This is a genomic window from Vitreoscilla stercoraria DSM 513, from assembly GCF_000382305.1.
GTDB classification, from domain to species: Bacteria; Pseudomonadota; Gammaproteobacteria; order Burkholderiales; family Neisseriaceae; genus Vitreoscilla; species Vitreoscilla stercoraria.
This window is the reverse complement of the sequence record NZ_KB908022.1, coordinates 85,424-105,756: the sequence shown is the minus strand read 5'-3', so window position 1 is coordinate 105,756 and position 20,333 is coordinate 85,424. Positions and strand designations below refer to the sequence as shown.

Annotated in this window: 19 protein-coding genes; 12 read left to right on the top strand and 7 right to left on the bottom strand. The window is 46.5% G+C overall.

The features are described 5' to 3' along the window. Positions 1–181 precede the first annotated feature (181 nt). The gene (gene yihA, locus H150_RS0105010; RefSeq protein ID WP_019957960.1) at positions 182–838 is read left to right on the top strand and encodes a ribosome biogenesis GTP-binding protein YihA/YsxC; all 657 of its coding nucleotides are present in this window, start codon (positions 182–184) and stop codon (positions 836–838) included. Positions 839–913: 75 nt separating this feature from the next. Here yihA and H150_RS0105005 read toward each other — a convergent pair whose 3' ends face one another. After that, the gene (locus H150_RS0105005; protein ID WP_019957959.1) at positions 914–1,111 is read right to left on the bottom strand and encodes a hypothetical protein; all 198 of its coding nucleotides are present in this window, start codon (positions 1,109–1,111) and stop codon (positions 914–916) included. A 140-nt stretch (positions 1,112–1,251) separates the two neighbouring features. On the opposite strand from H150_RS0105005, the gene rlmF reads away from it, so the two are divergent. Beyond that, positions 1,252–2,181: a 23S rRNA (adenine(1618)-N(6))-methyltransferase RlmF gene (gene rlmF / locus H150_RS0105000; RefSeq protein WP_019957958.1), complete on the top strand. Its 930-nt coding sequence runs from the start codon at positions 1,252–1,254 to the stop codon at positions 2,179–2,181. A gap of 75 nt (positions 2,182–2,256) precedes the next feature. Here the strand turns inward: rlmF and H150_RS0104995 are convergent, their stop codons facing one another. Both H150_RS0104995 and H150_RS0104985 read right to left on the bottom strand, forming a co-directional pair. Then, complete coding sequence (locus H150_RS0104995; protein WP_040755685.1) at positions 2,257–3,219, bottom strand: AEC family transporter; 963 nt, start codon at positions 3,217–3,219, stop codon at positions 2,257–2,259. 166 nt (positions 3,220–3,385) lie between these two features. Further along, positions 3,386–4,279, bottom strand: a complete 894-nt coding sequence (locus tag H150_RS0104985) for a LysR family transcriptional regulator (RefSeq protein ID WP_026353486.1) — start codon at positions 4,277–4,279, stop codon at positions 3,386–3,388. Between the two features lie 188 nt (positions 4,280–4,467). Between H150_RS0104985 and H150_RS0104980 the strand changes: the two genes are divergently transcribed. The 8 genes from H150_RS0104980 to H150_RS0104945 all read left to right on the top strand — a co-directional run bounded on the left by H150_RS0104980 (position 4,468) and on the right by H150_RS0104945 (position 11,859). Then, a complete protein-coding gene (locus H150_RS0104980) occupies positions 4,468–5,571 on the top strand; it encodes a 4-oxalomesaconate tautomerase (RefSeq protein WP_019957954.1) in 1,104 nt (367 codons plus the stop codon). A 278-nt stretch (positions 5,572–5,849) separates the two neighbouring features. Then, a complete protein-coding gene (locus H150_RS0104975; protein WP_019957953.1) occupies positions 5,850–6,881 on the top strand; it encodes an amidohydrolase family protein in 1,032 nt (343 codons plus the stop codon). Between the two features lie 2 nt (positions 6,882–6,883). Then, positions 6,884–7,579, top strand: a complete 696-nt coding sequence (gene ligK / locus H150_RS0104970) for a 4-carboxy-4-hydroxy-2-oxoadipate aldolase/oxaloacetate decarboxylase (RefSeq protein ID WP_019957952.1) — start codon at positions 6,884–6,886, stop codon at positions 7,577–7,579. A 14-nt stretch (positions 7,580–7,593) separates the two neighbouring features. Then, positions 7,594–8,517 carry an amidohydrolase family protein gene (locus H150_RS0104965; protein WP_019957951.1) on the top strand — a complete coding sequence of 308 codons (924 nt, stop codon included), beginning with the start codon at positions 7,594–7,596 and terminating at the stop codon, positions 8,515–8,517. Between the two features lie 31 nt (positions 8,518–8,548). After that, positions 8,549–8,959, top strand: a complete 411-nt coding sequence (gene ligA, locus H150_RS0104960; RefSeq protein ID WP_019957950.1) for a protocatechuate 4,5-dioxygenase subunit alpha — start codon at positions 8,549–8,551, stop codon at positions 8,957–8,959. Further along, positions 8,959–9,804 (top strand): class III extradiol dioxygenase subunit beta, encoded by an 846-nt coding sequence (locus H150_RS0104955; RefSeq protein ID WP_019957949.1) that lies wholly within the window; start codon positions 8,959–8,961, stop codon positions 9,802–9,804. The genes ligA and H150_RS0104955 overlap by 1 nt, the downstream gene beginning before the upstream one ends. A gap of 15 nt (positions 9,805–9,819) precedes the next feature. After that, complete coding sequence (locus tag H150_RS0104950) at positions 9,820–10,776, top strand: Gfo/Idh/MocA family oxidoreductase (RefSeq protein WP_019957948.1); 957 nt, start codon at positions 9,820–9,822, stop codon at positions 10,774–10,776. 93 nt (positions 10,777–10,869) lie between these two features. Next, positions 10,870–11,859 carry an aldo/keto reductase gene (locus H150_RS0104945; protein WP_019957947.1) on the top strand — a complete coding sequence of 330 codons (990 nt, stop codon included), beginning with the start codon at positions 10,870–10,872 and terminating at the stop codon, positions 11,857–11,859. A 60-nt stretch (positions 11,860–11,919) separates the two neighbouring features. Here the strand turns inward: H150_RS0104945 and H150_RS0104940 are convergent, their stop codons facing one another. The 4 genes from H150_RS0104940 to pobA all read right to left on the bottom strand — a co-directional run bounded on the left by H150_RS0104940 (position 11,920) and on the right by pobA (position 16,715). Continuing rightward, positions 11,920–12,312, bottom strand: coding sequence for a hypothetical protein (locus H150_RS0104940; protein WP_019957946.1), 393 nt, complete (start codon positions 12,310–12,312; stop codon positions 11,920–11,922). 189 nt (positions 12,313–12,501) lie between these two features. After that, the gene (locus H150_RS13765) at positions 12,502–14,571 is read right to left on the bottom strand and encodes a tetratricopeptide repeat protein (protein WP_019957945.1); all 2,070 of its coding nucleotides are present in this window, start codon (positions 14,569–14,571) and stop codon (positions 12,502–12,504) included. 133 nt (positions 14,572–14,704) lie between these two features. Next, positions 14,705–15,406 (bottom strand): class I SAM-dependent methyltransferase, encoded by a 702-nt coding sequence (locus H150_RS0104930; RefSeq protein ID WP_169708868.1) that lies wholly within the window; start codon positions 15,404–15,406, stop codon positions 14,705–14,707. 139 nt (positions 15,407–15,545) lie between these two features. After that, positions 15,546–16,715 (bottom strand): 4-hydroxybenzoate 3-monooxygenase, encoded by a 1,170-nt coding sequence (gene pobA / locus H150_RS0104925; protein WP_019957943.1) that lies wholly within the window; start codon positions 16,713–16,715, stop codon positions 15,546–15,548. Positions 16,716–16,926: 211 nt separating this feature from the next. Between pobA and H150_RS0104920 the strand changes: the two genes are divergently transcribed. Then, positions 16,927–17,181: a hypothetical protein gene (locus H150_RS0104920; RefSeq protein WP_019957942.1), complete on the top strand. Its 255-nt coding sequence runs from the start codon at positions 16,927–16,929 to the stop codon at positions 17,179–17,181. A 300-nt stretch (positions 17,182–17,481) separates the two neighbouring features. Further along, the gene (gene polA / locus H150_RS0104910) at positions 17,482–20,274 is read left to right on the top strand and encodes a DNA polymerase I (protein ID WP_019957940.1); all 2,793 of its coding nucleotides are present in this window, start codon (positions 17,482–17,484) and stop codon (positions 20,272–20,274) included. Positions 20,275–20,333 lie beyond the last annotated feature (59 nt).

The following is a 20,333-nucleotide window of genomic DNA, read 5'->3' as shown; positions in this document are numbered from 1 at the left end:
TCCTAACTCAAGCCATAGCAACAATATGTTTTTCATCACAATCGGCGGCAGTTTACCATTATTGCCCTTCAAAACCGCGACCACGCCGCCTTTTGCCAGCACACTTACAATAAAGTCAAAATTATCACAGGGTTAAAACGTGCTAAACTGTATGCCTTGTTTGATTGGTATATACCTCACTATGTCTTTATTCCAAAACGCCCAATTTTTTACCACAGTGAACCACTTAAAAGATTTGCCTTACACCAAGGCAGAAATTGCCTTTGTGGGTCGCTCGAATGCTGGCAAATCCAGTGCTATCAACACTTTGACCAACCATGTGCGTTTGGCTTACGTGTCCAAAACACCGGGACGCACGCAACACATCAACTTTTTTGAGTTGCGCAATGGTTATTTTTTAGCGGATTTGCCCGGCTACGGTTATGCGCAAGTGCCTGAAGATGTGCGTGCGCATTGGGTGCGTTTACTCGGTCAATACTTGCAAACACGCGAAAGTTTGATTGGTCTGATTTTGATTATGGATGTGCGCCATCCATTGAAAGAATTGGACAAAAAAATGTTGGATTTCTTTGCCGAAACGGGTCAACCTGTCCACATTTTGCTTTCTAAAGCCGACAAATTATCTAAAAACGAACAAATCAAAGCTTTGGGCGTGGTCAAAAAAGCGTTGAAACCTTATATGGAACGCCAACAAGTGACGGTGCAATTGTTCTCTAGCCTGAAAAAACAAGGCATCGAAGAAGTGGAACAAACCGTACAAAGCTGGTTTAATGCTTTGCCTGTTGTGTCCGACAACGATGATGTCATCGATACCGACACACCATCTGCATCAGAATAAAATCAAATCACATCAAACAGCGTCCTGTAAGTTACAGGACGCTGTTTTTCATGGGCTAAACAAATCCCAACACCATCATTCCAACCAACCTTGCTGTAACAGCCACACCAAGCCCGACAACAACACAACCGAAATACCCACACCCAACCACGGCTTACCATTCGTGTTTTGAGTCGATGTTTCTGGCTCTAATGATTGTGCATATTGTTGCAACACATAGCCTTGCAATGCTGTCACACTCACGGCAATCAATTCCATCCAAAACCACTGCATTTTTGTATACTTTCAATCACATCCATCTCAACCAAGCCATACATGCAAACCCAATGCCAAAGCGCTCGCCTCGCAGTAAGTCAACGAAGCCAACACGCATCCATGCTAAAATAAAGCCTTAATCGATTTGCAAACTGACCATGAAACCTGCTCAAACCTCTGCGCACAACACGCCACCTCAAGCCAAAACCAATACATTGCACCCTAACAATCCGCATCACGGACGTTATGATTTGGCTGCGTTGGTCAAAACCTTGCCTGAATTAAAAGGCTTCATCATCCAAACACCCAAAGGCGAAGCCAGTATAGCTTTTGCCAATGCCAAAGCGGTGGTGTGTTTGAACAAAGCCTTGCTCAAACATTTTTATGGCATCGACCAATGGACGCTGCCACAAGGATTTTTGTGCCCACCGATTCCGGGACGTGCCGATTACATTCACCACATCGCTGATTTATTACAACAGCGTCCTGTAAACCGCCAAGCCTTGCCAATTAAGGCTTTGGATATTGGCACAGGCGCCAATTTGATTTATCCCATCATCGCCCATCGAGCTTTAAATTGGGAAATGGTTGGCAGCGAAGTCAGCCCAAGCGCACTCAAACACGCTCAAAAATTGATTGATGCGCATCCATTATTGCAAAACATACAATTGCGCCAACAAAAGCGGCCTGAACACATTTTCAATAGCATCATTCAAACAGGCGAATATTTTGATATCACGCTGTGTAACCCGCCATTTTTCAGGTCGCAAGATGAAGCCAACGCCCAAGCAGCGCGCAAATGGCGCAATCTGAAAGGCGCAAAATCTTCTAGCGTGCGCAATTTTGGTGGTCAACAACAAGAATTGTGGTGCGAAGGTGGCGAATTGGCCTTTTTGCGCAGCATGATTGACGAAAGCGTGCATTATGCCAAACAAGTCGGCTGGTTCACCTCGATCGTGTCTAACCTCAACCATGTGCCGCCATTGAAAAAAGAATTGAAAAAGCGCAAAGTGCCGCACATTCAAGTTTTGGAAATGTCACAAGGACAAAAACACACGCACATTTTAGCGTGGTCGTTCCAAGCTTAAACCTTGTTGGATATTTACAAACAAGCGTCCTGTAAACGGTTTACAGGACGCTTGTTTTAATTGGATAACCATTTTTTACAACCAACCCAAAGGTCGCATCAAGCCCAAACCAATGGCTGCGCTGAACATCGCACCAAACGTGGTGATACCGACAATATTGGCAGCGGCCACATCGTTGCCGCCCATCGCTTTGACCATCACATAACTGGCTGCCGCCACAGGTGTGGCGCTCATCATGAACAACACGCCAAACTGCACGCCTTCCAAGCCCATCGCTTTGCCAACCATTACCGCCAACACAGGCGCTGCGACCAAACGCCCCACGCTAGACCATTGTGACACGCCACTGACTTTCAGCACCGATTTGACATCAAATGCCGCTCCTGCGCAAAGCAAGGCCAAAGGCAATGCCATCGATGCCAAAAAATGTCCTGTTTGATTCAATACCATTGGCACAGGAACGGCAAAATATTTCCAAACAATCGCTATCAAAATCGATAAAATCAGCGGATTTTTCACCATTTGCAGCAACATGTGTCCCCATTGCACTTTTTTACCGGGGTTTAGCGAACGGGTTAAGGTAATGACCGCCAAAATATTGTACAAAAAAGTCATGGCTCCAGTCATCACCGCACCGATAGCAATCCCTTCTGCACCATAAGCATTGGCACAAAATGCCAAACCCACAATGCCCGTATTGCCTCGATACACGCCTTGCACAAACACTCCACGGTCTCGCACTTCGGGAATGATTTTTTTCGCCAACCATTCACATGCAAAAAACAAAATCAACGCACAAATCACACCCGCAATGACCATATCCACTTGAGAGCGGTAATCGGCATCCGAACCGACAATGCTGAAAAACATCAACAATGGCAACGACCAATTGAAGACCAAATTCGATGCTTGGGCACAAAAGTGATGGTCAACTTGTTGGCGATAACGCAACCACAAGCCCAAACTCAATAAAATCAAATTGGGCAAAGTCACCGACAAAGAAAATTGCGTGGCTTCCCACAAAGACTGCCAAGGCATATTGAAATCCATCAGGACAAATGAATCATAACAAAGATGTTACTCTCTTTATCCATGACATCGTAGTCAAAAAAGGCACCACCATCACACAACAAGCACATTCACCCACCCAAAAAATTACAGGACGCTTTAAGCGTCCTGTAAACCAGATGACAAATATGTTGAATTAAAAATACTTCTGACAAATTTCTTCTAATATTTTGAGCGTTTCTTTTTGCAAACGTGTGGTCGAACGTTTGGCAGAATAGCCAACGTACAAACGATTCACCAAGCTAGGATTTTGAATGCGCACCGCCATCATATCGTCGCCATTTTTCACCAAGGCCAAACAATATTTCGACAACACCGCACAACCGACACCTTCATTCACCAATTTGACGATGGTGCCGACGCTGTTAATTTCCCAATCGATTTTTGGCTTTAAGCCGATTTCTGCCAATTGCGCTTGCACCAATACTCGAAATGGATTGGGCAATGTCGGCATAATCAACGAAATATTGGCCAAATCTTTCAAATCAATCACTTCTTGTTCTTGTGGGAAAGCACCTTTTTGAGCAATCAAATACAGCTCTTCTTCGACAATCAATCTGGTATCGATATGGGGAGAGAAAGTCGGATTGTTGAGCAAACCAATATCCATGCGCCCCAAACCCAAATTTTCCTCAATGTGCACCGTCAAACCTTCTTCGATGGTCAAGCTCGCCAAAGGCAAACGCTGTTTGAACAAACGCACCAAATCAATGGCAATGAGCTTGGCGACTGTTGGCGGCAAGCCGATGGTGATGTGTCCTGACAATTTGCCATCAGACAAACTCAAGTCTTCATACGCTTGGTCGATTTGATCCATAATGACATTGACGTGTTGCAACAAAGTGCGTCCTGCATCGGTCAACACCACACCACGACCATGACGAATGAGCAGATTTTGACGCAACTCAATTTCCAATTGGCGAATTTGGCGGCTCAACACAGGCTGCGCCACATCAATCACCTCTGCCGCACGAGTGTAACTCCCCAATTCTGCCACGTGCATGAAATACTTAAGTTGCTTCAGCTCCACCGCTCACCACCACTTTCTATAACAAAAATACATAACAAATAGATTGTCACTGTGCTGTTTTGCCAAGCAGCCACCTTTGATAATACAAGATAGAATCGTTGCGACTGCATGTTCCGCCTTACAAAACGGCATCGTTGCAACATTATAAATGATATTGATGCAATAAACTTACATTGGAGCAATCGAAGATGGCCAATCAAACTGCTGTGCCTTGCCTGTTCATGCGTGGCGGCACCTCAAAAGGTCCTTTTTTCTACGCCAAAGACTTGCCTAGCGACATTGCCAAACGCGATGCGGTTTTATTGGCTGCGGTCGGCTCGCCTGACAAACGCCAAATTGATGGTTTGGGCGGCGCGCATTCGTTGACCAGCAAAGTCGGCATTGTGGATTTACATGACGGCTCGGACGCGGATTTGAGCTTTTTGTTTGCCCAATTACAACCTGAAAAAGACACAGTAGACACCACGCCTAACTGCGGCAATATGCTTGCAGCAGTCGTGCCATTTGCGTTAGAAAAAGGCTTGATTCAGGCGCAAGGCGACACCACCACGGTGAAAGTTTTGACCGTCAACACTGGCATGGTCGCTGAAATCACCGTACAAACGCCTAATGGCGAAATTGCTTACGAAGGCGATGCACGTATTGATGGCGCACCGGGCACCAATGCACCAATCAAAATCAATTTCTTGGACACCGCAGGCTCGGTAGCAGGTTCATTGTTGCCAACGGGCAATGTCATCGACACATTTGACATTGACGGCATTGGCGCATTGGAAGCGACCTGTATCGACAACGGCATGCCAATGGTTTTGGTACGCGCAGCTGATGTTAAACGCACTGCGTATGAAAGCGTGGCAGATTTAAACCAAGATGCCGATTTGAAAGCCAAAATCGAACAATTGCGTTTACAGGCCGCTTTGAAAATGGGTTTGGGCGATGTGTCAGGCAAAAATTATCCGAAAATGTGTTTGCTCAACCATCCTATTAACGGCGGCGCGATTCACACCCGTTGCTATATTCCGCATGTGTGCCACGATGCCATTGGCGTGTTGGCGGCAGTGACTGTGGCAACCGCTTGCGTGTTGCCTAACTCGGTTGCCGATGGTTTGGCCGTGGCAGGACAAGTTTCTGGTAACAGCAGCTTGATGTCAATTGAACACCCAAGCGGCGAATTCAGCGTGGAATTGACCACTGATGCCAACGATTCCACCAATGTTTTGAGTGCAGCCTTGCTTCGCACTGCCCGCTTGATTATGCGTGGCGAAGTGATGATTCCAAACCGACTGGCATAAAGCGTCCTGTAAAAGTTATCTCAAAAAATGGAACCGTTTGCATGAATTATGCAAACGGTTCTATGTCATTTCAGCATATCTAGTAGTCGCATCGTCTTCTTTTTTCTAAGCTTTGTTTGCGGCTAATATCAGCTAGCTTCGTTCATGCTCGATTTTTCTATTACAACAGACACTTAGTCGGTTATTTTCCAAATAAAAATCAGCAAGATAACGCTTCTTTCAGTTTGCCCGTTGTCCACACAACGAGCACACATTCACAATAAAAGGTTGAAGAGAACATGAGTTTAATCATTGACTGTCACGGTCACTACACGACCGCTCCTAAAGCTTTGGCTGACTGGCGTGAAAAACAAATCGCTGCGGTTAACAGCCCAAGTCAAATGCCTAAAGTGGCTGATTTGAAAATCAGTGACGATGAAATCCGCGAAACTTTAGAATCCAACCAATTAAAATTCATGAACGAGCGTGGCTCGGACTTGACGATTTTCTCACCACGCGCAAGCTTCATGGCACACCACATTGGTGACTATCAAGTGTCTGCCACTTGGGCGGCCATTTGTAATGAATTGTGCTACCGCGTCTCTCAATTGTACCCAGACCGTTTTGTGCCTGCTGCGATGTTGCCACAGTCTCCTGGCGTACCGATTGAGACGTGTATCGCTGAATTAGACCGTTGTGTGAACGAATACGGTAATGTGGGCTTGAACTTGAATCCAGACCCATCAGGCGGTCATTGGACATCGCCGCCGTTGACCGACAAATACTGGTATCCCATTTACGAAAAAATGGTCGAGCACGACATCCCTGCGATGGTACACGTGAGCACCAGCTGCAACCCAGCCTTCCACACCACAGGCGCGCATTACTTGGCAGCAGACACCACGGCCTTCATGCAATGTTTGACAGGTGATTTGTTCAGCGACTTCCCAACCTTGCGTTTCTTAATTCCTCATGGCGGTGGCGCAGTGCCTTACCACTGGGGTCGTTTCCGCGGCTTGGCGATGATTATGAAAAAACCAGAAATCGAAGAACATTTGATGAACAACATCTTCTTCGATACTTGCGTTTACCATCAGCCTGGCATTGATTTGTTGCTCGATGTCGTTCCAAACAAAAACGTGTTGTTTGCATCCGAAATGATTGGTGCGGTGCGCGACATTGACCCACGCACAGGTCATTACTTCGATGACACCAAACAATACATCGAAAAAGCCAAAATCACCGCTGAAGAAAAACACAATATTTACGAAGCCAACACCCGTCGTGTGTTCCCACGTTTGGATGCGCAATTGAAAGCGAAAGGATTGTAATCATGGAAGTGACTTTAAACCAATTGGGCGTGGTTAAACGCAATATTGAACGTGCGGATGCTGCTGCAGTTGAAAAATTATCACGCTTTGGCGTGGCAACCATCCACGAAGCGATGGGCCGCATTGGCTTGATGAAACCTTACATGCGTCCTGTATACAACGGCGCGAAAATTTGTGGCACGGCGGTAACGGTATTGTTGCAACCAGGTGACAACTGGATGATGCACGTTGCCGCTGAACAATTGCAACCGGGCGACGTGGCTGTGGCTGCTTGTACTACTGACAACGCCGATGGCTTTTTTGGCGACTTGTTGGCGACCTCTTTCAAAGCGCGCGGCGCGAAGGGCTTGATCATTGACGGTGGCGTGCGCGACGTGGCGGATTTGGAGCAAATGGGTTTCCCTGTGTTTGCCAAAGCCATTCATGCTAAGGGCACGATCAAAGCCACTTTGGGTTCGGTAAACGTGCCAGTTGTTTGTGCAGGCATGTTGGTCAATCCAGGCGACGTGGTGGTTGCTGACGTAGACGGCGTGGTCGTGGTGCCGCGTGAACGCGCGCAAGAAGTCGCTGACGCGGCTGAAAAACGCGAATCGTTCGAAGGCGAAAAACGCGCACGTTTTGAAGCAGGCGAATTGGGCTTGGACATGTACAAAATGCGTGAGCCTTTGGAAAAAGCTGGCTTGAAATACATCGACTAAGCAAAGGACACATCATGAGCACAACATTTGAAAAAACTCCCGGTTGGTTAGACTGGTACCAAGGTCCAACCAAACCCTCTTTGACATTGCCAGTAGGCGCAGTAGATGCACATTGTCACGTGTTTGGCCCAGGCGACGAATTCCCTTACGCACCTGAACGCAAATACACGCCTTGCGATGCCTCCAAAGACCAATTGTTTGCTTTGCGCGACCATTTGGGTTTTGCGCGCAACGTGATTGTGCAAGCAACCTGCCACGGCAAAGACAACCGCGCTTTGGTAGACGCACTGATTGCATCCAACGGCAAAGCGCGTGGCGTAGCCACCGTTGGTGTGAACATCACCACCGAAGAAATCCAAGCCTTACATGACGCTGGCGTGCGTGGTGTGCGTTTTAACTTCGTCAAACGCTTGGTAGATTTCATGCCCAAAGCGGATTTGGAAGCGATTGCTGCTAAAATTGCACCGTTCGGCTGGCATATTGTGATTTACTTTGAAGCCCCAGATTTGCCTGAGCTGTGGGACTTCTTCACCAACTTGCCAACAACAGTCGTGGTAGACCACATGGGTCGCCCTGACGTGAGCAAAGATGTGAACGGCGAAGAATTTGAATTGTTCGTGAAGTTGATGCGCGAGCACAGCAACATTTGGTCGAAATTGTCTTGCCCAGAACGCTTGAGCGTGACCGGTCCTAAGGCTTTGGATAGTGAAACCCGTCCTTACACAGATGTGGCACCATTTGCCCGTCGCTTGATGGAATTGTTCCCAGAGCGCGTGTTGTGGGGCACAGATTGGCCGCATCCTAACTTAAAAGACCACATGCCAGACGACGGTTTGTTGGTGGAATACATTGCACAAATTGCACCAACCGAGACTGAACGCCAACAATTGTTGGTCGACAATCCGATGCGTTTGTACTGGCCTGAAGAAGTCGCTTAAAACACTGTGTTTTATATAGAAGAGAGATACCATGGCAATTGAAAAACCGTATAAAGACATTCCAGGTACCATCGTGTTTGACTCTGAGCAATCACGCAAAGGTTACCATTTGAACCAATTTTGCATGTCGTTGATGAGTGCAGAGAACCGTGCGCGCTTCAAAGCCGATGAGCGTGCGTATTTGGACGAATGGCCAATGAGCGAAGACCAAAAACAAGCGGTTTTGGCGCGCGATTTGAACCGCTGCATGGACTTGGGTGGCAACATTTACTTTTTGGCCAAAATCGGTGCAACCGATGGTCATTCTTTCCAACAAATGGCAGGCTCTATGACCGGTATGAGCGAAGAAGCATACCGCGACATGATGCTCGGTGGCGGTCGCAAAATTGACGGCAACCGTTACATCCATGAATGGGAAGACAAAGCAAAGGAAGACAAATAATGGCTAAAATCACTGCAAGCGTGTACACCTCACACGTGCCAGCAATCGGCGCGGCTTGGGACTTGAAAAAACACGAAGAACCCTATTGGAAAAAAGTGTTCGATGGTTATGAGTTTTCCAAACAATGGCACAAAGACAACAAGCCTGACGTGGTATTCTTGGTTTACAACGACCACGCCAACAATTTCAGCTTGGAATTGATTCCAACATTCGCGTTGGGTACCGCTGCCAATTTTGAAACCTGCGACGAAGGTTGGGGCCCGCGTCCTGTACCTGATATTGAAGGTGCACCTGATTTGGCGGCACACATTGCGCATTCTGTGATCACGCAAGACTTCGATTTGACTTTGTGCAACAAAATGAAATTGGACCACGGTTTGACCGTGCCAATGAGCTTGATGTTTGGCGATGTTGAACAATGGCCAGTGAAAGTGATTCCTTTGCACGTGAACGTGGTGCAATACCCGATTCCTTCAGGCCGCCGTTGCTACGAATTGGGCAAAGCCATTCGCCGCGCGGTTGAATCTTACGACGAAGATTTGAACGTACACATTTGGGGCACAGGCGGTATGAGCCACCAATTGCAAGGCCCTCGCGCAGGTTTGATCAATCCAGAATGGGACAACCAATTCTTGGACGATTTGATCAACACGCCTGCTGAGTTGGCTGAGAAAAACTACGTGGAATATTTGCGTGAAGCAGGTTCTGAAGGCGTGGAATTGGTGATGTGGTTGATCGCTCGCGGTGCCATGGACGAAGACAAAGCGCCAAAAGTGACGCACCGTTTTTACCATGTGCCAGCGTCCAACACCGCAGTGGGTCACTTGATTTTAGAAAACCAATAATTTAGGAAAGACGACATGACTCAAAAAGTACGTATCGCCTTAGTCGGTACCGGTGCATTCGGTATCAAACACTTAGATGGCTTGAAAAACATCGACAACGCAGAAGTGACTTTTGTCGTTGGCTCTTCCAAAGAAAAAGCACAAGTGGTTGCCGATCAATACGGTATTCCTAACGCTTCAGGCAGCTTGGACGAAGCTTTGGCTTCAGACCAAGTGGACGCGGTGATTTTGTGTACGCCTACACAAATGCACGCAGCACAATCTGTGGCTTGCTTGAAAGCGGGTAAACACGTGCAAGTGGAAATTCCATTGGCAGACACTTTGGCTGGTGCTGAAGAAGTGTTGGCGTTGCAACAAGAAACCAAATTGGTAGCGATGGTTGGCCACACTCGCCGCTTTAACCCATCACACCAATACGTGCACAACAAAATCACGGCAGGCGAATTGAACATCCAACAAATGGACGTGCAAACTTACTTCTTCCGCCGTAAAAACATCAATGCCAAAGGCGAACCACGCTCTTGGACCGACCATTTGTTGTGGCACCATGCCGCGCACACCGTTGACTTGTTCCGCTACCAAGCAGGCTCTCCCATTGTAAAAGCCAACGCGGTACAAGGTCCGATTCACCCTGAATTGGGCATTGCGTTGGACATGTCGATTCAATTGCAAGCTGAAAACGGCGCGATTTGCACCTTGTCTTTGTCGTTCAACAACGACGGCCCTTTAGGCACATTCTTCCGCTACATCGGCGACAACGGCACTTACATCGCCCGTTACGACGATTTGGTCACTGGCAAAGAAGAGCCAATTGATTTGACAGGCGTGACTGTATCCAACAACGGTATCGAATTGCAAGACCGCGAATTTGTGGCAGCCATTATCGAAGGTCGTGAGCCAAATTCATCGGTTCAATCGGTGATGGATTGCTACCGCACTTTGCATGCTTTAGAGCAACAATTACAGGCTTAAATCTTATTTAAGCGTGTAAACAAACACCCATTAGGTTGCGTACAGGTCGCCTAATGGGTGTTTTTTATCTTCATACATTCAAAAGGATTTGGCATGTTTGCACCACGCACTTTGGCCGACACTCAGGTTAACCCTATTGGTTTGGGCTGCATGAATTTGAGCCACGCTTATGGCGTCCCACCGACACAATCCGAAGCGCAAACCTTGCTCTTCAAGGCTTTGGATTTGGGTTACAACCATTTAGACACCGCCACACTTTACGGTTTTGGCAAAAACGAAACCTTAATTGGCAACACTTTAAAAAGCCAACGCCAACAATTTTTCTTGGCCAGCAAATGCGGCATGGGCGGCGTCGATGGCAAACGTGTGATTGATGGGCGTCCTGAAACCTTGCGCCGCCAAATCGACGAATCATTAAAACGCTTGCAAACCGACGTGATTGATTTGTATTACTTGCACCGCTTTGACAAAAGCGTGCCAATTGAAGAGAGCGTTGGCGAAATGGGTCGCATGGTCGAAGCGGGCAAAGTACGCTTTTTAGGCTTGTCGGAAGTCTCTGCCGAAACTTTGTACAAAGCGCACCAAGAACACGCCATTGCCGCCGTGCAAAACGAATACTCATTGTGGACACGCAATCCAGAATTGGGCACGATAGCGGCCTGTAAAGACATAGGCGCAACGCTGGTGGCATTTAGCCCTGTCGCACGCGGTTTTTTAGGCAATGTGTTGCACGACACAGCCACTTTGCCTAGCAATGACATTCGCTTGGGTATGCCACGCTTCAAAGGCGAAAATTTTGCTGCCAATTTGAATTTGTTGCCTGCTTACGTCGCGTTGGCACAAGAAGCTGGCTGCACGCCTGCGCAATTGGCTTTGTATTGGGTTTTGGCACAAGCAGACAACATCGTCGCCATTCCGGGCACCACCCAATTGCAACATTTGGCAGACAATATTGCTGTATCTGAATTGAATATTGCAGCTGACATTTTGACCCAAGCGGGCAAACTGATCAACCAACAAACCGTGACAGGTACACGCTATCCTGCGGCAACGCAATTAGAAATTGACACAGAAGAATTTTAATCGCTTTCCAATATGTAATAAGCGTCCTGTAATCTTTACAGGACGCTTTTAAACACTCAATTAATTCATGGTCACGACAATTCCAAATTTTCTCATGACCCAAGCACCCAACAACACGCCCAACAAACTCGTCACAAACCCGCCAAACAACACCACCACAAATACCATCGATGCCCCTCCGCCCTCATACGGGGCGATGCAATCGATGTAATATGCCAGCAATAACCACGGCACGAAAAATACACAACCGACAACAGCGCGCAAAGGATTCAAAAAAAGCCAAGCCACAATAGCGGGTAGCAAAGGTGGCAAAATAAAAAATCCGATGCTGCTGAGCAAAGTCAACATGTCTTGTTGATAACACGTGACGCCCGCCACTGTTTGGCTTAACAACACCGCCACCATCGCCACAAGTCCCCATTTTTTAGCTTGTGTGCGGTTTAAAATTTTCATGCTAAGCGTCCTGTAAAATGAGTATGCAATTGGATAAGCATCATAACAAAGCGCCAATTTAAATATACAAAAATCATAAAATAAGCATATAAAAATCCTCAATTCATGCATTTTTAAAACAATGGATAAAAAATCAGCGTCCTGTAAGTTACAGGACGCTGCTGTTTAAATGCCCATATTCGTGTAATTTCAAGAGCCCATTTTGTCAGCCAAACGATACCATTTGAGTGCTTGTTTGCGATTGACTTTCACCCCTTCACCAAACTCATATGCATATGCCAAATTGTATTGAGCATCTTCATGCCCTTGCGCTGCTGCCAAGCGATACCATTTCATCGCTTCTTTGGCATCGGTCAACACGCCCTCACCCGTATCATAAGCGTAAGCCAAATAATATTGGGCATCGGCATGACCTTGCTCTGCCGCCAAACGGTACCATTTCAATGCCTCTTGGGCATTTTGCCCCACGCCCTCACCAAAACTATACGAGCGACCCAAATCAAATTGGGCATCCATATGATTTTTAGCTGCTGCCAACAAATACCATTCTACGGCTCGTTGGGCATGTTCATTCACACCCAACCCAAAATCATATGCACGCCCTAAACGGTATTGAGCACCCGCATGATCTTGTTCCGCTGCCAAACGATACCATTTCACCGCTTCTGCAAAATCTTGTGCCACGCCTTCGCCCAACTCATACAAACAGCCCAAATCAAACTGCGCATCTACATCGTCTTGCATGGCCGCCAAGCGGTACCATTTGGCCGCTTCTTGCTGGTTTTTTACTACCCCCTCGCCCCAGTTATAAGCACAAGCCAAATTGTTTTGCGCATCCATATGACCTTGTTCGGCAGCCAATCGATACCAATACACCGATTTTCTTTTATCGGTGAGCACGCCATCACCAAAATCATATGCACATGCCAAACGGTATTGGGCATCGGCATGACCTTGTTGTGCCGCCAAAAGATACCATTTCACCGCCTCTGTGCTGTCCGCGGCCACACCCTCGCCTTCATCATAAGCATAGCCTAAATAATATTGTGCGCCGATATGGCCTTTTTCTGCCGCTTGCCGATACCACACCAAAGCCTCGTCCACACTCTCCAACACCACATGCCCATGCCCATACCAATTTGCCAATTGATACATCGCCTTATCCGAGCCTTGCTCAGCTGCTTGCGCCAATGTTTCCAAGGCCGCATAAGCATCTTGTTTGACGCCAACACCATTGGCATACATCATAGCCAATTGGTATAAAGCTTCGGGGTTTTGGCTTAAGGCCGCTTGTTTTAAAATGGCAAACGCCTGTTGTAAGTCTTGATTGATGCCATATCCTTTGGCATACATTTGTGCCAACTCCAATTGCGCTTCAATGCAATCTTGCTCTGCCGCTTCATGAAACCACAACAAAGCCACTTCAAAATGATCCGCCACAGCATCCAATTCTAAATACACCCGCCCCAATTCCAATTGCGCCACGGCATAACCGCTGTCAGCACTGCGCTCAATCCAATGCAAATACAAATCACGATTGGCTTTGATTTTTTGACCATCGGCATATTGCATTGCCAAATCATATTGGGCTTGAGCATGTTGGTTTTCAGCTGCTTTTTTCAACCAAATCAATCCTTTTAAAAACTGATTGTCTTGCCAATATTGTTGTGACAATTCGTATTGCATTGCGGCATTTTGCTGAGTTTGTGTCAATAATGTCGTTACAGTGGTTTCAGAAACAGGCGGTTTAAGTACGGCAATAGAAGCGTCATGTAACTCATCGTCTTCTTGCATTAAATCAGATACACGCTGCAAACTTGCAGACATGGTTTCGGTTTGAAGGGGTTGATTGGGCAAGCCTAATTTGGGCAAAGTGACAGGCAATTGCCTAGACATAATTTGTGCAAACCACAAAGCCAATTTGTCGGCTTCTTGTAACAATGATTGAATATCACTGTCGCCTATGTCTTGTGCATGAGCCGCTTTGTTGCCATGCAAACGGATTTGATGCATGCTGGCAATGATTTTTTCATCGAATAATTGGGTAAAACTGTGACTGCTCAAATGTGCAAACAGCGTATTTTCCACAGGCTTTTTCAAATACAAAACCTCATAGACCCGCTCTACAATGGCGCTCAAATAAGCTCGCAAACACAATAAAGCCACATCATTGCGCTGGGTTTTCGCCGCTTGCAAAGCGTGATGTCCATGCTTATAAGCTTCAGGCCACGTGCCTTTTAAAAGATTAAGATGGTTCATTCACGCCCCCAACCCATAAAAGAAATTTAAATCAATATCATAAACTTATGCAAAATATCTATTGGATTTTAAATCAATCATCTTAACGATACACGTTATCCAACCATAAAAACAATATTTACAATACATGTTTTTATGAAGATTGCAAAATCTGTTGGTATAACAAGATAAATTCGGTTTCCCAAGCCGCATCTTGACCCGCTTTGAACTTGGCTTGCTGCCATTTTTTCACCACTGCTTGACGTTTGCGAACGTATTGCAACAACACTTCGCTGCGCTGCGCCAAATTGATTGATCCTAATTCCGCTTCCATCAAACTGAGTGAATAAGGGCGGCCTGTAAATTGCACCACCAACGCTTGGTAAATACGTCCCTCGGCTGCCAAAATGGTTTCAGCCTCAACTTCAAAGCCTTGTTGCGCCAAATATTGACGCAATGCAGCGATTTCGGTCTGTGGCTGCAAAATCAGGCGCACGCCTGCTTGCTTTAAGGACGCTTGCGCTTGCATCATGCGCACAATCGTGTCGCCACCCATCCCACAAATGGTAATATCGGCTTGTTCAGGCAGCTTAATTTGCGCCAAACCATCGCTCAAAATGGTACTGATTTGCGCAGACAAATTGGCAGCGGCAATATGTATTTGGGCTTGTTGCAATGGCTGTTTTGCAACATCTGCGGCAATCGCTTGCTGAGTTTTGCCGCTTTGCACCAAAGCAATCGGCAAACGTGCGTGATCGGTACCCACATCAATGACACACACATCAGAGCGCACTTGTGATGCCACCCAAGCCAAACGGGCATCCAAGCCCAAACTCTTCCAATCTTGTTCCATCATTTGCCTCAATCGCTTCTTATGCCGCAAAATCAAACATTGTAGCGCAGTCATTCTCAAGCGTCCTGTAAAGCCTGCGCCCACAAAAAACCGCTGCCTCAGCAGCGGTTTTCAATGTGTGTGTTTATTTATTGTATTGCAATTAGTATGGCAAACCTGCGTAGTTTTCAGCCAACAATTTGGCACCATTTTCTGAATTGATCAATTGATTGAATTCAGCTTCTTGCATTTTGTTGTCCCAAGCATCGTTTTCTGGGAAGGTGTGCAACATTTTCGTCATATACCAAGAGAAACGTTCTGCGCCCCAAATACGAGCCAAACAACGTGCAGAATAACCATCAATGCCTGCTTCGCTGTTATTTTGGTAGAAATCTTCAAACGCATCCGCCAAATACAAAACGTCACTTGCCGCCAAATTCAAACCTTTGGCACCTGTCGGTGGTACGATGTGCGCAGCATCGCCTGCCAAGAACAATTTTTTGTAACGCATCGGCTCAGACACAAAGCTGCGAAGTGGCGCAATCGATTTTTCCAAGCTAGGACCAGTGGTCACTTTAGCCGCATCTTCAGGCAACATGCGAGATTTCAATTCGTCCCAGAAACGCTCATCAGACCAGTCTTCTACATTTTCAGTCAAAGGCACTTGCAAGTAGTAACGGCTGCGGGTTTCAGAACGTTGGCTGCACAAATAAAAACCTTTGTCGCTCTTACCGTAAATCAATTCGTGGTCGCAAGGTGGCACGTCAGCGAGCAAGCCCAACCAGCCAAATGGATACACGCGTTCGTAAGTTTTCAATACATCGGCAGGAATGGTTGGACGAGAAACACCATGGTAACCATCACAACCTGCAATGAAATCACAATCCAAACGGTGGGTTTCACCATCTTTTTCATAAGTGACATATGGAGATTCACCATCTACATCATGCAAAGCCACATTTTTGGCTTCGTAAACAGTGGTTGCACCGATTTCTTCACGCGCTTCCATTAAATCGCGTGTCACTTCTGTTTGACCGTAAACAGTCACATTGCGACCGACTTGTGCTTTGAAATCCACACGGTATTCTTGACCGTTGAAAACCAATTTACAACCATCGTGCGGCAAGCCTTGCTCTTTCAAATTTTTAGTCACACCTGCACGGGTCAAACCGTCAACAGTCACGCTTTCCAACACGCCAGCTCGAATACGACCTAAAACATACTCACCTGTTTGACGCTCTAAAATCACATTGTCGATGCCGCTTTTCGCCAAAATTTGACCTAACAACAAACCTGATGGACCTGCACCAATGATGGCTACTTGAGTTTTCATCTTCTTTATGTCCTTAAAATAGTCTTTTAAGTTATTTGAAATTTTGTAATTTTTCATCCGCACGCAAGCTTCTGCGTATCGGAAATGCAGACAAATTATTCAAAAAAACGAAGCATCTATAAACCTCATAATTGTTCTAACAGATATATTTTTTAAATCACTTAATATGGATTAAATGCTTGACTTAACGCAATAGTTTGAAATATTCAATATGTTCATGATTCATCTGGCTAACTATTGTGAACCTTTTTTCAGCACAGAATTTTTTGGTGAAGTTAAATCTCTCTTCAATCCAAGACTTCATACAGCAACCGCTATTTTCATGCCGCAGCAAAAAACGATTGAATGGGATGATGGGATGGATAACAAAGATTTGAACCAATTGAATGAAGCATTTGGCAATTGGGTTGGAAACCCTCTAAATTCTTTCTTTTCGGTTGTACCCAAACCAACACCAAACCATTAGGATGCTTAAAAAACGAGCACTTTCACTGACTGCTTAAACCCCACGCAACGCCATGATTTAAAGTCAGCGTAAACTGATATCTATTTCAAATGCTGCAACCACATCGCATGACTTATCTGAGTATTTTATCCATCAAGACACCAGCACACACAATCGCCTCTGTGCCTATTTTTGAAGGCGTTTTCAAAGCCTATCCACCACAACATTGGTACTTTGATATGGACATCCGTTTTCAAAACCGACATCGTGAAAAGGGTTTTTCGGCTACAATCTAGCATGACAGATTTTAGAAACCCAGCCATGAAAACCTTGCTTTTGATAGACGGCACGTCTTACATTTACCGCGCATTTCACGCCATGGCACCACTGACTTCGCCAACAGGCGAGCCAACAGGTGCGTTGTTTGGCGTGTTGAACATGCTTAAAAACCTACACATCGATTACCCACACGATTACGCCACTTGTGTTTTCGATGCCAAAGGTCCCACATTTCGCAACGATATGTATCCCGATTACAAAGCCACTCGCCCGCCTATGCCTGACGATTTGCGCCCACAAATCGAGCGCATCCAAGAATTGGTGGCGGACATGGGTTGGCCTGTTTTAAGCATTGCAGGCGTGGAAGCGGACGATGTGATTGGCTCTTTGGCGGTCAAAGCCGAAGCGCATGGCTGCAAAGTCATCATTTCCACCGGTGACAAAGACATGGCGCAATTGGTGACGCCCAACATCACTTGCATCAACACCATGAATGGCGATGTACTGGATGAAGCGGGCGTGGTGCAAAAATTTGGCGTGCGTGCCGACCAAATCATCGATTATTTGACCCTCGTAGGCGACAAAGTCGACAACGTGCCCGGTGTGGACAAAGTCGGTCCCAAAACCGCTGCCAAATGGTTGGCGCAATATGACACTTTAGACAATATCATCGCGCACGCTACCGAATTCAAAGGCAAAGTGGGCGAGCATTTACAGGCCGCTTTAAGCCATTTGCCTTTGTCCAAAGCCTTAATTACCATCAAAACCGATATGGACTTTAGCGAGCATTTGCCCAATAAAATCGACGATTTATTGCGCCAAGAACCTGATTGGGACAAATTGGTGCTGCGTTTTGCTGAGCTAGGCTTCAAACGATGGCTGGCCGAAGCACAGAAAAAAGCCAATCGAACTGCTCCAAACCATGACGCACAAAATGATTTGTTTGGCGACCAAAGCCATTCAAGCAACACAACCATCACACCCAAAATCGACATTCCCGATTTGGGCAACCACATCGAAACCCATTACCAAGCCATTTTGAGCCAAGCCGATTTGGCCAGCTTGTTAATGCGTTTACAGGATGCTTTACAACACAAACAAGCGATTGCCTTGGACACAGAAACCACCAGTTTGAACGCCATGGATGCGCAATTGGTTGGCATTTCCATCGCTTTTGGCGCAGGCGATGCGGTTTATATTCCGCTGGGACACAGCATGACCGCTGCGCCGGAACAATTGCCAATGGATGACACTTTAAGCGTCCTGAAACCGTTTTTAGAAAATCCTGATTTGGGCAAAATCGGTCAAAACATCAAATACGACCAACACATTTTGGCCAATTACGGCATTTTGTTGCAAGGCGTGGTGGCGGACACCATGTTGTTGTCGTACGTACTCGAAAGCCACATGGGTCACGGCATGGACGAATTGGCGATGCGCCATTTGGGTATGGAAACGGTGACTTACGAAAGTTTGTGTGGCAAAGGTGCCAAGCAAATTTCGTTTGCGGATGTGGCTTTGGACGATGCGGTGCGCTATGCCGCAGAAGACGCTGACATCACTTGGCGTTTGAATGCGGTGATGTTGCCGCAATTGGACGAAAAACAACGCCATTTGTACGAAGCAATTGAATTGCCTGTCTCGCAAGTTTTGTGGCAAATGGAGCGCACAGGCGTCTTGATTGATAAAAAAGAATTGGATGCACAAAGCCATGAACTAGGCAGCCAGCTTTGGGCGCTCGAGCAACAAGCCTACGAATTGGCAGGTCAACCATTCAATTTGAATTCACCCAAACAATTGCAAGAAATTTTGTTTGATAAATTGGGCATTTCCACCAGCGGTTTGAAAAAAACCGCTTCGGGCGGCGTATCGACCAATGAAGCGGTGTTGGAAAAATTGGCACCTGATTATCCATTGCCAAAATTGATTTTGCAAAACCGCAGCTTAACCAAGCTCAAATCCACTTATACCGATAAATTGCCGCAATTGATTCGTGTCGATACAGGACGTGTGCATACCAATTATGCCCAAGCCGTTGCCATTACAGGACGCTTAGCGAGCAACAATCCGAATTTGCAAAACATTCCGATTCGCACCGCTGAAGGTCGCCGCGTGCGCCAAGCATTTATTGCACCAGAAGGCTTTCAAATCATGTCGGCCGACTATTCGCAAGTGGAACTCCGAATCATGGCGCATTTGTCAGGCGATGAAACCTTGATTGATGCGTTTGAACAAGGGCAAGACGTGCATCGTCGCACTGCTGCCGAAGTGTTTCATGTGGCGCCAAACGAGGTCACCAGCGAACAACGCCGTTATGCCAAAACGATTAATTTTGGTTTGATTTATGGCATGGGCGAATACGGCTTGGCAAACAATTTGGAAATTACGCCATTTGAAGCCAAAGAATTCATCAACCGCTATTTCGCCCGCTACCCTGCTGTGGCGCAATATATGCAAGCGGCAAAAGACCGTGCGCATGAACAAGGTTTTGTAGAAACCGAATTTGGTCGCCGCTTATATTTGCCTGACATCAACCATAAAAACGGCAACATTCGCGCAGGCGCAGAACGTGCCGCGATCAACGCACCCATGCAAGGCACCGCTTCAGATTTGATTAAATTGGCAATGATAGATGTGGCCGCTTGGCTCCAACAAACAGATTTGCGCAGCCGTTTAATCATGCAAGTACATGACGAATTGGTATTGGAAGTGGCTGATGAAGAAATGGATTTGGTCAAAACCAAATTGCCTGAATTGATGGCAAATGTAGGCAAATTGCGGGTGCCGTTGGTGGCAGAAGTCGGCATTGGTGCCAATTGGGATGAAGCCCATTAACCTATTTTAAAACCCAATCCAAAGCGTCCTGTAAACTTTACAGGACGCTTTTTTCATTT

Bases quoted from the DNA above. Each gene is read 5' to 3' on its own strand.
- yihA (WP_019957960.1), top strand. From the start codon at position 182: ATGTCTTTATTCCAAAACGCCCAATTTTTTACCACAGTGAACCACTTA.
- H150_RS0105005 (WP_019957959.1), bottom strand. From the start codon at position 1,111: ATGCAGTGGTTTTGGATGGAATTGATTGCCGTGAGTGTGACAGCATTG.
- rlmF (WP_019957958.1), top strand. From the start codon at position 1,252: ATGAAACCTGCTCAAACCTCTGCGCACAACACGCCACCTCAAGCCAAA.
- H150_RS0104995 (WP_040755685.1), bottom strand. From the start codon at position 3,219: ATGCCTTGGCAGTCTTTGTGGGAAGCCACGCAATTTTCTTTGTCGGTG.
- H150_RS0104980 (WP_019957954.1), top strand. From the start codon at position 4,468: ATGGCCAATCAAACTGCTGTGCCTTGCCTGTTCATGCGTGGCGGCACC.
- H150_RS0104975 (WP_019957953.1), top strand. From the start codon at position 5,850: ATGAGTTTAATCATTGACTGTCACGGTCACTACACGACCGCTCCTAAA.
- ligK (WP_019957952.1), top strand. From the start codon at position 6,884: ATGGAAGTGACTTTAAACCAATTGGGCGTGGTTAAACGCAATATTGAA.
- H150_RS0104965 (WP_019957951.1), top strand. From the start codon at position 7,594: ATGAGCACAACATTTGAAAAAACTCCCGGTTGGTTAGACTGGTACCAA.
- ligA (WP_019957950.1), top strand. From the start codon at position 8,549: ATGGCAATTGAAAAACCGTATAAAGACATTCCAGGTACCATCGTGTTT.
- H150_RS0104955 (WP_019957949.1), top strand. From the start codon at position 8,959: ATGGCTAAAATCACTGCAAGCGTGTACACCTCACACGTGCCAGCAATC.
- H150_RS0104950 (WP_019957948.1), top strand. From the start codon at position 9,820: ATGACTCAAAAAGTACGTATCGCCTTAGTCGGTACCGGTGCATTCGGT.
- H150_RS0104945 (WP_019957947.1), top strand. From the start codon at position 10,870: ATGTTTGCACCACGCACTTTGGCCGACACTCAGGTTAACCCTATTGGT.
- H150_RS0104940 (WP_019957946.1), bottom strand. From the start codon at position 12,312: ATGAAAATTTTAAACCGCACACAAGCTAAAAAATGGGGACTTGTGGCG.
- H150_RS13765 (WP_019957945.1), bottom strand. From the start codon at position 14,571: ATGAACCATCTTAATCTTTTAAAAGGCACGTGGCCTGAAGCTTATAAG.
- H150_RS0104930 (WP_169708868.1), bottom strand. From the start codon at position 15,406: ATGATGGAACAAGATTGGAAGAGTTTGGGCTTGGATGCCCGTTTGGCT.
- pobA (WP_019957943.1), bottom strand. From the start codon at position 16,715: ATGAAAACTCAAGTAGCCATCATTGGTGCAGGTCCATCAGGTTTGTTG.
- H150_RS0104920 (WP_019957942.1), top strand. From the start codon at position 16,927: ATGTTCATGATTCATCTGGCTAACTATTGTGAACCTTTTTTCAGCACA.
- polA (WP_019957940.1), top strand. From the start codon at position 17,482: ATGAAAACCTTGCTTTTGATAGACGGCACGTCTTACATTTACCGCGCA.